At 47.1% G+C, this 13,114-nt stretch carries 9 protein-coding genes; 7 read left to right on the top strand and 2 right to left on the bottom strand.

Features of this window, described 5'->3' with window-relative positions:
* Positions 1–91: 91 nt before the first annotated feature.
* From P2W83_RS07630 to P2W83_RS07660, 7 genes are all read left to right on the top strand, one after another.
* Entirely contained in the window at positions 92–3,667 is a 3,576-nt protein-coding gene (locus tag P2W83_RS07630) for a DUF7948 domain-containing protein (RefSeq protein ID WP_276133118.1), read from the top strand.
* Positions 3,668–3,671: 4 nt separating this feature from the next.
* Positions 3,672–4,730: a PorP/SprF family type IX secretion system membrane protein gene (locus P2W83_RS07635; RefSeq protein WP_276133119.1), complete on the top strand. Its 1,059-nt coding sequence runs from the start codon at positions 3,672–3,674 to the stop codon at positions 4,728–4,730.
* Between the two features lie 62 nt (positions 4,731–4,792).
* The gene (locus P2W83_RS07640; RefSeq protein ID WP_276133120.1) at positions 4,793–5,494 is read left to right on the top strand and encodes a response regulator transcription factor; all 702 of its coding nucleotides are present in this window, start codon (positions 4,793–4,795) and stop codon (positions 5,492–5,494) included.
* 145 nt (positions 5,495–5,639) lie between these two features.
* The gene (locus P2W83_RS07645; protein ID WP_276133121.1) at positions 5,640–5,981 is read left to right on the top strand and encodes a hypothetical protein; all 342 of its coding nucleotides are present in this window, start codon (positions 5,640–5,642) and stop codon (positions 5,979–5,981) included.
* A gap of 154 nt (positions 5,982–6,135) precedes the next feature.
* Positions 6,136–7,215 carry an efflux RND transporter periplasmic adaptor subunit gene (locus P2W83_RS07650; protein WP_276133122.1) on the top strand — a complete coding sequence of 360 codons (1,080 nt, stop codon included), beginning with the start codon at positions 6,136–6,138 and terminating at the stop codon, positions 7,213–7,215.
* Between the two features lie 22 nt (positions 7,216–7,237).
* Positions 7,238–10,510 carry an efflux RND transporter permease subunit gene (locus P2W83_RS07655; protein ID WP_276133123.1) on the top strand — a complete coding sequence of 1,091 codons (3,273 nt, stop codon included), beginning with the start codon at positions 7,238–7,240 and terminating at the stop codon, positions 10,508–10,510.
* Entirely contained in the window at positions 10,503–11,936 is a 1,434-nt protein-coding gene (locus P2W83_RS07660; protein WP_276133124.1) for a TolC family protein, read from the top strand. Before P2W83_RS07655 ends, P2W83_RS07660 begins: the two co-directional genes overlap by 8 nt.
* An 81-nt stretch (positions 11,937–12,017) precedes the next feature.
* Here P2W83_RS07660 and P2W83_RS07665 read toward each other — a convergent pair whose 3' ends face one another.
* Both P2W83_RS07665 and P2W83_RS07670 read right to left on the bottom strand, forming a co-directional pair.
* Positions 12,018–12,317 (bottom strand): PAAR domain-containing protein, encoded by a 300-nt coding sequence (locus P2W83_RS07665; protein ID WP_276133125.1) that lies wholly within the window; start codon positions 12,315–12,317, stop codon positions 12,018–12,020.
* A gap of 112 nt (positions 12,318–12,429) precedes the next feature.
* Positions 12,430–13,017 (bottom strand): PhnA domain-containing protein, encoded by a 588-nt coding sequence (locus tag P2W83_RS07670; RefSeq protein WP_276133126.1) that lies wholly within the window; start codon positions 13,015–13,017, stop codon positions 12,430–12,432.
* Positions 13,018–13,114 lie beyond the last annotated feature (97 nt).

A 13,114-nucleotide genomic window follows, 5' to 3' on the forward strand; every position in this document is an offset into this window, starting at 1 on the left:
TCGGCTTTCCCACTAAATAAGCTGTCTATATATAGACAATTAATTGTTAAATTTACTAGGCGTAGTACTCGCTTAAATATTAAAATTTCTCATGAGGCAAAAACAACTGCTTGTTTGTCTTCTATTGTTGTCTCCGTACCTGTCTGGTGCGCATGAGGGACATAGCTCTATCGAGTTCGTCGAAAATAAGGGTCAATGGAAAGAACCATTCTTATATAAAGCCACAACAGCTTATGGCAACATCTTTCTTGAAAAAGACGGCTTCATGTTTTCCCTCAGCGCTAACGAGAATGCGTCTAAGATCAATGAGTTCAAGCACGGCCATACTACAACACCACCGGTACTTAAATACCACGCTTATAAGGTTTCATTTGTAGGTGCGCAAATTGCTGAATCGGTAACGGGTAGCAAGGCTCAGAAGCACTACTATAACTATTTTTTAGGCAATAGTCCTTCGCACTGGAGATCGGAAATACACCCTGTATACAATGTAGATTATCACACCCTTTATAACGGTATCGATCTGCATGTCAGCTCAGAAAATTCTCAATTGAAGTATGATTTCATCGTACAGCCGGGTGCAGATGCAAGTCAAATAAAACTCAACTATGATGGGGCCACTAGTGTAACGCTAAAAGAAAATAACCTGAACATCGAAACATCTGTGGGCACGGTGAATGAGATGGCACCATATGCTTATCAATATATTAATGATAGAAGAGTGGAGGTACAGTGCCGGTACAAACTAGAGGGAAATACAGTCAGCTACAGTTTCCCGAAAGGCTATAATAAAAGCGCCACACTCGTGATCGATCCGAATGTAGTATTTGCAACTTTCACCGGATCTAGTGCCGACAACTGGGGCTTTACTGCTACCTATGATGCACTCGGCAACTTTTATGCAGGTGGTATTGCATTTGCACAAGGTTATCCACTCAAAGGTGCGTACGATGCGACGTTCAATACCGGAGGTGGTACTGGCGGTGGCAATGGTTTATCGTACGACATGAGTGTCACAAAGTTTGATCCAAGCGGTGCAGGCCTTGTGTATTCAACCTACATAGGCGGCGCTGATAACGAACAGCCGCACAGTATGGTGGTAGACGGCGCAGGTAACCTGATCATTGCCGGTCGTGCATATTCATCAGATTATCCTACAGCCAACGCGTACGATGCGTCTTATGCTGGTGGTGCAGATATCATTGTTACAAAACTGAACGCAGCCGGAACAGCATTAATTGGCTCAACATTTTTTGGTGGTGCAGACGATGATGGTGTGAACATCAGCTCGTTGTATGCAACCACTTCGCAAATAGACCTCAAACATAGCTATGCCGACGACGCTCGTAGCGAAGTGATCGTAGACAATGCAGGAAATATTTATGTTGCTTCATGTACACGCACAGCTACAGGTCTTGGTATTGGGGGTACTTATGGTGGTGGCCAGGATGGTGTTGTGCTGAAATTCAACAGCAATCTTAGTTCGCTCATTGGCGGTAGTTATATCGGAGGTGTGGGTGAAGATGCGGCTTACGTGTTAGCATTAGACAAAGCGCAAACTACCCTGTATGTTGGCGGCGGTGTTACAAATACGGCATTCTCGACCGGCGTTACCTCCGGCAGCTATGCACCTAACTATAAAGGCGGTATTGCAGACGGCTACATTGCAAAATTTCAGAACGCGGGTGCTCCTATCCTGACAAAAGCAACTTATATAGGAAGCGCCTCGTACGACCAGGTGTTTGGCGTTCAGCTTGACGATAATGATGATGTGTACGCCATGGGTAACACCCTGGGAAAAAATACCGATCTTAACCCAACTACTACCTGGTCTAACCCCGGCGCTCCGCAGTTTGTTATCAAACTTGCGAATACACTTGCAGGCCCGCCGATCTTCATCACCCGTTTTGGAGATCCCAGCGCTAATGCCATCAATATTTCGCCTGTAGCCTTTCTGATCGATACCTGCCAGCACATTTACATTTCAGGGTGGGGCGGTAGTACTGCAGGCAATGGCAGCAGTACAGCCAACATGCCTGTCGACATTTCAAAAGGTGTAACCCCGAGCGGCATTATCTCCAGTACAACCGATGGTAGCGATTTCTATTTTATAGCCATTAGCAAGAACAGTACATCGCTGCTGTTTGCTGGTTACTACGGCGGGAATGCCCTGGCAGAACACGTTGATGGCGGCACCAGCCGTTTCGACAGGAATGGTGTGATCTACCAGGCTATTTGTGGTAACTGCGGCACAGCCACTACCGGCCTGCCGATGACCTCGGGTGCCTGGAGCACGTCAGATAAAAGCACCAATTGTAACCTGGCCGCGATCAAGATAGAATTTAACCTGGGCGCTGTGAATGCGAAAGCAAAAGCAGACCCTGATGGTGTGGTTTGCCTGGGTGAAAGCATCCAGTTCAAAAACAGCTCTACCAATGCGCAATCTTATGAGTGGGATTTTGGGGATGGCTCTCCGATCAGCACAGCGCATACACCACCACCGCACACCTATGGCGCGATAGGCAAATACAAAGTGCGTTTGATCACGGTAAATCCCGACGCTTGTAAAACCAGGGATACAGATTATGTTGACGTAACCGTTGATACCATACGTATCAAAGTAAATTTCAGCGTTGAGGTTACAGCCAATTGTAATCCTTACAAGATCCAGATCACCAATCATTCACAGTACAGTAAAACGCCCAATGCTCCGTCTATCACTCAATTCATTTGGGATTTTGGCGACGGCAAAACCGGGACAGGTGCTAATCCCAACCATGATTACCCGGATACTGGTACTTATGTGATCCGCGTTACCATGATCGACACTACAGCTTGTAACTCGCCAGACACGATGTCGCAGGTTGTTAAGTTCCAGAATTTCCTGGTAAAAGCAGGCTTTGAATTGCCACCAGTGTGCGAACGCAATAATATTCCGTTCCCCAATAAATCTTCAAACGCGGCAGCATACATATGGAACTTTGGAGATGGCGATACCAGCCATGCCGAAAGCCCCATGCATAAGTATGATACAGCCGGCAACTATACAGTAACGCTGTATGCCATTAACGATGCCAGCTGTAACAGGATAGATTCATTCTCGCAGCTCGTGGTAGTAAAAGGATCTCCACATGCCGACTTTGATTATACCCCGAAAATATTCGACGAGTTTAATGTGAATGATCCGGTGGTGCTCACCAACAAAACGCTTGGTGGCGATGTGTTTGAATGGAACTTCGGCGACAATACCGGCAGTAATAAACAACATCCCGAACCACATTTCTACAAAAAGACCGGCAGCTATACCGTTTGTCTCATGACAAAGAACAGTGTTGACTGTTGGGATACAGTATGCAAAAGGATAGATGCCCTGGTTGAGCCAATCGTTGATATCCCAACAGGCTTCAGTCCCAATGGCGATGGTAATAACGATGTGTTGTATGTGCGCGGCGGCGCTATCGAAAAAGTGACCCTGCGGGTATACAACCGCTGGGGCCAACTGGTTTTTGAGGCAATCGATGTACAAGCCAACGATCCGGCTTACGGATGGGATGGCAGCTTCAAAGGAAAACAGCAGGAAATGGAAGTGTACGGCTATGTGATGAGTGGTATTTTTATAACCGGAGACCCATTCTATAAAAAAGGAAATGTTACCCTAATACGATAACTCTATGAAATTCAACGCTAGTAAACGACTATTTTTCACAGCTGCAACCGCTGCCCTGTTTTGTAGCAACCAGGTCCATGCACAGGGTATGCATTTCTCGCAATACTATAATGCCCCTATGTTAGTTAACCCTGCCAATACGGGGCTAATGAGCGATAATGATTACCGTCTGGGCGCCAACTACCGCAATCAATGGGCTAATCTTCCGGTTCCTTACAATACAATATCCGCCTATGCTGATTTTCAGCTAATGCGTAATGCCAACTATAACAACTGGATGGGGCTGGGCGTTTCGTTCTTTAACGATAAAGCCGGTGATGGGGTTCTGTCAAATACGCGGATAGAAGGAAATATTGCGTACCACGTTATGACCAGCGACTATTCCATGATTTCTGCAGGTGTCTCGGTGGCTAACGCAGCGCGCAGTCTTAATTTCAACAAGCTGACATACAACTCGCAATGGGTAGGCCGCAATGGTGTTACCTTCGATCCTCAGCTAAACAGCAACGAACCCGTCGGCATCTTGAAAACTAACTTTTTCGATGTTTCAGCGGGGATCAACTACGCAACTTTTCCAACAGAAGCGACCTATCTCCGCATTGGTGTAAGTGTCGCGCACATTAACCAGGCCGAAGAGAGTTTTTATGATGCGGACACTTTGCAGGTAGCTGGCAATAAGATCGGTATCCGTCCCTCGGCAAATGCAGATGCCATTATTAATTGGAGTGAGTCATTGACATTCAACCCTTCAGTTTATTATACGCTCCAAAAAAATGCGTCGCAGATCGTTTTCGGTTCTCTGGGCATGATATATGTAGGAGGACAAAGAGACCATAAAACGGAATTGATCGTGGGTGCCTTTTATCGTTGGGATGATGCTGTGATCGGAGCGTTAGGTATGCAGTTCAATTCTGTGCGAATCATGACCAGTTATGATTACACCATATCTTCGCTTGGCAAGGACAACAACAATTTTGGCGCAATCGAGTTTTCAGTTTCTTACATGGGCATGTACGGAAACATGGGGCGTAGTGGTCGCACCATCAACTGTCCCCGCTTTTAACAAAAGATTTCATAGAATATCAAATAATGGGTCATTACTTTTGGCGATAATATATCCTACGTATGGAAAAAGAAAAATACAAAGTATTACTTGTTGAAGATGATGCCAACTTCGGACAAGTATTGAAAAATTACCTGGAGCTGAACGATTTTGTTGTAGAACTGGCGAGAGACGGTATATTAGGATTGGCTGCCTTCCGCAGAGAAAAATTCGACATCTGCCTGTTGGACGTGATGATGCCGAATATGGACGGATTTACCCTGGCTGAAGAGATCCGCAATGTGGATCCTGAGGTTCCCCTGTTTTTCCTTTCAGCCAAGAGCATGAAAGAAGACATACTCAGCGGTTACAAACTGGGTGCCGACGACTACATCACTAAACCTTTTGATAGCGAAGTATTGCTGCATAAGATAAAGGCCATCCTGAAACGCAACCAGGAACTGCAGGAAAAGCAGCACTCACAGGTCGAGTTCAATATTGGCGGCTATCACTTCAATAGCAAGCTACGTACCCTCGAGGTCAACGGCAGCGCGCAAACCCTGTCGCCTAAAGAGAACGAACTGCTCACTATGCTGTGCGAATACAAGAATGACCTGCTTCCCCGCGAGGCAGCACTCAAGCGCATCTGGGGCAGCGACACCTACTTCAACGGTCGCAGCATGGACGTATACATCGCCAAACTGCGCAAATACCTGAAAGAAGACAGCGCTGTAGAGATCGTTAACATCCACGGCAATGGCTTCAGGCTGGTAGCGCCGGAATAAAACTTAATTGAATAAAAAAACGTTTAAACGCCCGCTATAAGCGGGCGTTTTTATTGATTTTAACTGATGGACTTGTAAAAAAGTGGCCTTCTTAACGATTTTAACACATTCATATTAACACAGTTACATACTTTTGCGTTTCCGGATGAAATTCGTCGCCAGATACGTACTATTGCTTTGCCTGCTATTTGTGGGCAAGTATGGCTACATGCAAGCGCATGCAGCCCCTTATGCTGCAGGTGCTTACGTCGCTCCGGTTATTAAAGAAAAAAGTACTTTGAAGGCAGTACAGCTCACCGCCGAAAACGACGATGAACTGCCAACAGACAAAAAAAAGCAATCTGATCCCGGCAATATCACTTCCGCTTTTTACGCACCGCCGGTAAAACTCTTTAATTACTACCGTCCATCTCGCTTAGCTCAGAGTAAGCATCTTGTTTATTCTTCCCCCGATAGGTCCATTCTGTACGGGGTCTTCAGGATCTGATACCATTAGCCTTTTCAGGGTGGCAATAGTCTTTGCCTGCCTGTTTATCCATTTTTCATCGGGATACGTCCTTTATCGTGACCTGTATGCACGTGCGTAGCATAAGAGTCCGGCGTTCCCCGTACAATCAGCAATTGCTTTAGAACACATATTTATGAAAAACCTCCTCTTGCTCACCGGCGTGTGTGCATCATTGTGCTATGCTAGCTGCACAACCAAAAAAGAAGAAAAAGAAACCAACACAAAATTCCAGGTAACCAGTCCATTGAAAATGGACACCGCCATCACTAAAGACTATGTCTGCCAGATCCGTTCTATCAGCCACATCGAGCTGAGGGCTTTGGAAAGAGGTTATCTCGAAAACATTTATGTAGACGAGGGCCAGTTTGTAAAAAAGGGTCAGCTCCTGTTCCGCATCATGCCCAAACTTTATGAGGCAGAAGTGCAGAAAGCACAGGCGGAAGTAAGGGCTGCCGAGATCGAATACCAGAACACCAAATCGCTCACGGACAGGAACGTAGTATCGCCCAACGAGTTGGCCATGGCCAAAGCCAAGCTGGATAAGGCAAAAAGCGAACTTACGCTGGCCTCGGTACACCTTGGTTTTACAGAGATCCGCGCGCCATTTAGCGGTTATATAGACAAGTTTCATGTTAGGTTAGGTAGCCTGGTGGACGAAGGCGAATTGCTTACATCGCTGTCTGACAACAGCAAGATGTGGGTATACTTCAACGTGCCCGAAGCTGAATACCTAGACTACAAAACCAGCGCGAAAGCGGACAAGGCTACCGTGAAACTGATGATGGCCAACAACCGCGAGTTTGCCTACAACGGCGTTGTTGAAACCATCGAAGCCGATTTCGACAACGAAACAGGTAACATCCCTTTCAGGGCGACCTTCCCAAATCCTGATGGCCTGCTGCGCCATGGTGAAACGGGTAATATCAAAATGACAGAGCCGGTTAAGAACGGCGTGATCATCCCGCAAAAAGCCACGTTCGAGATACTCGACAAAAAATATGTGTACGTGATCGACAAAGACAACAAGATCAAGTCAAGGGAAATTACAGTTGGCGCATCTATGGAAGATCTGTTTATCGTTACCTCAGGCCTTGCTGACAATGAAAAGATATTGTTGGAAGGACTGCGCAAGGTAAAAGAGGATGATAAGATCGATTATGAATTCCATGCGCCTAAGTCAGTAATAGCAAGTTTAAAGTTGCCGGCAGAATAATAAAACCTAAATAAGAAAAGACATGTTCAATAAATTCATTCAAAGGCCGGTACTCGCTATAGTATTATCCCTCGTGATAATGTTCATGGGTGTTCTGGCCATCAAAACACTCCCGGTATCGCAGTTCCCGTCAATTGCGCCGCCGATGGTAGTGGTAAATATCGACTACCCCGGCGCCAGTGCCGATGTGTTGGTCAACTCAGTACTTATCCCCCTGGAAAAAGCCATCAATGGTACGCCGGGCATGAAATACATGACATCGGACGCTACCAGTGCCGGTGAGGCTACTATCCAGGTAGTGTTCGATCTTGGTGTAGATCCCAACCAGGCGGTGGTTAACGTAAAGAACAGGGTGGAACAGGTAACCAACAGGCTTCCACCACTTGTGCAGCGCGAAGGTCTTGTGATCAGCTATACTTCACCAAACATGCTGATGTATGTGAACCTGTATAGTAAGGATCCGAAAGCAGACGAAAAATTCCTGTACAACTTCGCAAGTGTAAACATCATTCCGGAAGTAGCGAGGTTGAAAGGTGTGGGTGCTGCGAAAATATTGGGTAGCCGCCAGTACGCTATGCGCGTATGGCTGAAGCCTGACAGGATGCGCGCCTATAATATAGCTACCGATGAAGTGATGGAAGCGCTGGCAGAGCAAAGCGTGATCGGTTCGCCGGGTCGTATTGGCCAGAGTTCTGGTAAACGCTCGCAATCGCTGGAATATGTACTAACCTACCAAGGTAGGTTTAACACACCTGAACAATACGGGAATGTTATCGTAAAAGCTAATCCCGATGGCGAGGTACTTCACCTGAAAGACATTGCCGATGTTGAGCTGGGTAGTGAGTTTTACGACATCTACTCTAACATGGATGGCCATCCTTCAGCGGCCATTACCTTGAAGCAGACATACGGTAGTAACGCCAGCGACGTAATTAAAGAGGTGAAGGCAAAGCTGGAAGAGATCAAAGCCACTTCTTTCCCTCCCGGCATGGATTACCAGATCAGCTACGACGTATCGAGCTTCCTGGATGCTTCTATTGAAAAAGTGTTACACACACTTGCTGAAGCCTTTATCCTAGTGGCCTTAGTGGTTTTCCTGTTCCTTGGTGACTGGCGTTCTACACTTATCCCGACGCTGGCTGTACCAGTATCGCTGATCGGTGCATTCGCTTGTATGCAGATGTTCGGACTTACCATCAACCTCATTACGTTGTTCGCCCTTGTATTGGCTATCGGTATCGTGGTAGATAACGCCATTGTGGTGGTGGAAGCCGTGCATACCAAGATGGCTGAAGAGCACCTGTCTCCTTATAAGGCGGTGAAAAAGGTGCTAACTGAGATCAGTGGCGCCATCATTGCGATCACCCTATTGATGACAGCGGTGTTCATCCCTGTAGCTTTCATGACTGGTCCTGTGGGTATCTTCTACAGGCAGTTCTCTATCACGATGGCTACATCTATCGTTATCTCTGGTGTTGTGGCACTGACACTGACACCAGTGTTGTGTGCTATGATCTTAAAGAACACGCACGGACAGCCACGCAAAAAGTCACCTATCAATAGGTTGCTTGATGCGTTCAATGCATGGTTCGAGAAAGTTACAGGCCGTTACGTTGCTATACTCAACGTCATCGCCGCCCGTAGGGTGATTACATTTGGATTACTGGCCGCTTTCTGCGCCGGTATCTGGATCACTTCGGAAACACTTCCTTCAGGCTTTATTCCTGCTGAAGACCAGGGGATGTTGTATGCTATCATTCAAACCCCTCCGGGATCTACGCTGGAACGAACAAACGAAATCGCGCGCGAAGTGCAAAAGCTCGCCAAGACGGTGGAAGGTGTTAAATCTGTATCGTCGCTGGCGGGTTACGAGGTGTTGACGGAAGGTCGTGGTTCTAACGCCGGTACCTGTCTGATCAACCTTAAAGATTGGTCTGAACGTAAACACTCGGCACAAGAGATTATCGAGGAGCTGGAAGAAAAAAGTCACGAGATCCCCGGTGCGGTTATCGAATTCTTCCAACCACCGGCTGTACCTGGTTACGGTGCAGCGGGCGGTTTCTCGCTGCGTCTGCTCGATAAAACCAACTCAGGCGATTACAAAGCCTTCGGAAAAGTGAACGATGAATTTATGGCTGCTCTCGGCAAGCGTAAAGAGCTGACTGGTCTGTTCACCTTCTTCGCTGCCAACTATCCGCAGTACGAACTGGAGATAGACAACAAAGCAGCGATGCAAAAAGGTGTATCTATTGGTAAAGCCATGGACAACTTGTCCATCCTTATTGGTAGTACTTATGAACAGGGCTTCATCAGGTTTGGTAACTTCTTTAAGGTATATGTGCAGGCATCGCCTGAATACCGCCAGCTGCCTGAAGACATATTGAAGCTGTATGTGAAGAACAATCGCGACGAGATGGTGCCGTATTCTTCTTTTATGAAAATAGTGAAGAAGCAAGGTCTTAACGAGATCACGCGCTACAACATGTACACCTCGTCGGCTATCAATGGTGCGCCGGCCTCAGGATATAGTAGTGGTGAGGCTATCAAAGCCATTCAGGAAGTAGCTAAGAATACCCTTCCGCGCGGTTATGACATCGACTGGTTAGGTCTTTCGAAAGACGAGGTATCGAGAGGTAATGAATCGCTGTACATATTTATTATCGTACTGGCCTTCGTATATCTCGTACTTGCTGCACAATATGAGAGCTTCATTCTGCCTTTGGTAGTAATTCTTTCACTGCCTGTGGGTGTGTTTGGTGCCCTGTTGCTTATTAAGCTAATGGGCTTATCGAACGACATTTATGCACAGGTAGGTCTGGTTATGCTTGTAGGTCTGTTAGGTAAGAACGCAGTACTGATCGTGGAATTCGCGGTTCAGAAACGTCAGGCTGGTGCCTCGCTTATCGATGCTGCTATCGAAGGTGCTAAGGTGCGTTTTCGCCCGATCCTGATGACATCGTTCGCCTTCATTGCCGGTCTGATTCCACTGCTGTTTGCTACAGGTCCAGGCGCCATCGGCAACCGTACAATCGGTGCGTCATCGGCAGGTGGTATGTTGCTCGGTACTGTATTCGGTGTGCTGGTAGTACCGGGTTTGTACTATGTGTTTGGTAAATGGGCAGATGGCCGTCACCTGATCAGGGATGAAGACGAAGTGCCGCTGACAGAAGATATGACCCACAGAAGGCGTAAGAAAAAGAAAAAGAACAAACTGAAGCAGCTCTTCAAAAAAGAAACTGAACCTTTCGTATTGCCAGAAGAATCATTAACCGAGAAAAACGACCTTAATGCTTAGTAATGTAAAATATAGCTGCCTTGCGCTGGCGTTGTTATCGCTGAGTTACACAGCGTGCAATATTCCCGAGGCAGTAAAGAAAAAAGAAAACCGTTCGGTGCCTGCGAGTTACAACCACTCGCAGGACACCACCAATTCAGCAAAGCTGAAGTGGAATGAGTTCTTTACCGATCCTTACCTGGACGCCCTTATCGACACAGCCCTTCACAACAACCAGGAGCTAAATATCGTTCTGCAGGAGATAGCGATCAGCCGGAACGAGATACGCGTAAGAAAAGGTGAATACCTTCCGTTTGTTGGCTTTAAAGGAGCAGCCGGTGTTGAAAAAACAGCGAGGTACACAAGCCGGGGCGCTATGGAAGCCAACACCGAAATAAAACCGGGCAAAGAAATGCCTGATCCGCTGCCCGACTACCTGGGTGGTCTTTACGCTTCGTGGGAAGTGGACGTTTGGCGCAAGCTGCGTAATGCTAAAAAATCTGCGGTCAACAGGTACCTGGCGAGCATAGATGGTAAGAATTTTGTAGTTACCAGTCTTATAGCAGAAGTAGCCAATTCTTACTACGAGCTACTGGCATTAGACAACGAGCTGAAGATCGTACAGCAGAACATCGAGATCCAGAGCAATGCGCTGGAGATAGTACGTCTGCAGAAATCTGCTGCACGTGTTACGGAGCTGGCTGTGCGCAAGTTTGAAGCAGAGGTGCTGAAAACAAAAAGCATGGAGTTCGATATCAGACAGCAGATCACCGAAACCGAAAACAGGATCAACTTCCTGCTCGGTAGGTTCCCGCAGCCGATACCACGCAATTCCGACAACTTTAACGAGCTGGTGCCGCAAACTATCTACGCCGGTATCCCTTCGCAATTGCTGCAAAACCGCCCTGATATCAGGAGGGCTGAAATGGAATTGGCTGCTGCAAAGCTGGACGTGAAAGTGGCGAAGGCGGAATTTTATCCGTCTGTACGTATCACGGGTTCGCTTGGCTACCAGGCGTTCAACCCGGCGTACTTGCTGACTAGTCCTGAATCGATCCTGTATTCCATTGCGGGCGATCTCGTTGCTCCTTTGGTCAACAGGAATGCGATCAAGGCCAACTACTCTAGCGCGAATGCAAGGCAGGTACAAGCTATCTACAATTACGAGCGTTCTATTTTGAATGCCTATGTTGAGGTAGTCAACCAGTTGGCTATGATCAACAATCTTGGTAAAAGCTATGATCTGAAGGCAGGACAGGTGCAGGCACTCACGCAGTCTATCTCCATTTCCAACGACCTGTTCAAATCGGCACGCGCCGATTATATGGAAGTGTTGCTGACACAGCGCGATGCCCTGGAATCAAGATTTGAATTGGTAGAAACCAAAAAGCGCCAGCTGAATGCTATGGTGAATATATACCAGGCTTTAGGCGGTGGTTGGAAATAAACCAAATGATGAAAAGTAAAAACGTCCGCACAATGTGCGGACGTTTTTTTATTGTCCAGAATTATTAGAGTAGTTTTTCTGTTATCCTCCTATCATCACAGTTGGCGCGCCAACTGCTATTGTTCCGCCATGGGCAGTAGAGTCACCCATTCGGGCCGCCGGCATACCACCTATCATTACCGTCGCAGAACCTTTTATGATCGAATCAGGAGGGCCCGCGCACACCAGCATGTCACCTACACGCGCCGCCGGTAATCCACCTATCATAACATTGGCAGCTCCGGGACCAGAAACAGGTCCGCCTACATGGGGTACTACGGGTGTGCCTGGCGTTTGCATGGGGCAAGTATGCATATCTGAGATTCGAGCTGCTGCTGGCATTGGGTGTGATTTTACGGTAATCGTTAGGCTTAACGTGTAATAATATTACAGAAAAATAAGCGAAATAAAAAGCCGCTCTCAGAGCGGCTTGTATTATTCAAAAGCAGTTTAGTTAGTCCCTCGCCTGTCTTCTTACATATTTGGTCAGCACGACTATCATCTGGCCTTCTATGCGTCCTTCAATCTGTTCTACATTGTCCTTTACCAGGTGTATATTCCTGATCACAGTGCCTACTGCAGCTTTTATGCTCGTGCCCTTTACATCCAGCGATTTCGTGAGTACTACGGTATCGCCATCAAATAGTTGTGCGCCGTTGGCATCGCGGTGCAATTCTACAGTTGCGTCGTTCTCATGATCGCCGGTAGCTTTTGCCCAGGCCAGGCGCTCGTCGTCCAGGTACATCATGTCCAGCGCTTCGCTGGCCCAGGTTTCGTTTTTCAGCCTGTTCAACATACGCCAGCTTGCTACCTGTACGCCTGGAACTTCGCTCCACATGCTGGTAGTCAGTACACTCCAGTGGCTGTTATCCAGTTCTTCTTTTTTCTCGATCTGGGCAAGGCACTTGTCGCATATAAGAATGGTATTCTCTTCGTAGCCGCCTGTTTGGGGCGGTACCTCGTAGATATTCAGTTTACCTGTTGCCTGGCACAGTTCACACTTGTTTTCGCTTCGTGCTGTTAATCGTTCCTGTAAAGTCATATTAGATACTGATGCGCCGCAAAGGTAACGAATAGCTTCGGCATCACTTGGTTAACGTTAATGATATCAATCAATGTAAGTACAAACATTTTTCATA

Source organism: Polluticoccus soli (assembly GCF_029269745.1).
GTDB lineage: Bacteria > Bacteroidota > Bacteroidia > Chitinophagales > Chitinophagaceae > Polluticoccus > Polluticoccus soli.

Bases quoted from the DNA above. Each gene is read 5' to 3' on its own strand.
- P2W83_RS07630 (WP_276133118.1), top strand. From the start codon at position 92: ATGAGGCAAAAACAACTGCTTGTTTGTCTTCTATTGTTGTCTCCGTAC.
- P2W83_RS07635 (WP_276133119.1), top strand. From the start codon at position 3,672: ATGAAATTCAACGCTAGTAAACGACTATTTTTCACAGCTGCAACCGCT.
- P2W83_RS07640 (WP_276133120.1), top strand. From the start codon at position 4,793: ATGGAAAAAGAAAAATACAAAGTATTACTTGTTGAAGATGATGCCAAC.
- P2W83_RS07645 (WP_276133121.1), top strand. From the start codon at position 5,640: ATGAAATTCGTCGCCAGATACGTACTATTGCTTTGCCTGCTATTTGTG.
- P2W83_RS07650 (WP_276133122.1), top strand. From the start codon at position 6,136: ATGAAAAACCTCCTCTTGCTCACCGGCGTGTGTGCATCATTGTGCTAT.
- P2W83_RS07655 (WP_276133123.1), top strand. From the start codon at position 7,238: ATGTTCAATAAATTCATTCAAAGGCCGGTACTCGCTATAGTATTATCC.
- P2W83_RS07660 (WP_276133124.1), top strand. From the start codon at position 10,503: ATGCTTAGTAATGTAAAATATAGCTGCCTTGCGCTGGCGTTGTTATCG.
- P2W83_RS07665 (WP_276133125.1), bottom strand. From the start codon at position 12,317: ATGCCAGCAGCAGCTCGAATCTCAGATATGCATACTTGCCCCATGCAA.
- P2W83_RS07670 (WP_276133126.1), bottom strand. From the start codon at position 13,017: ATGACTTTACAGGAACGATTAACAGCACGAAGCGAAAACAAGTGTGAA.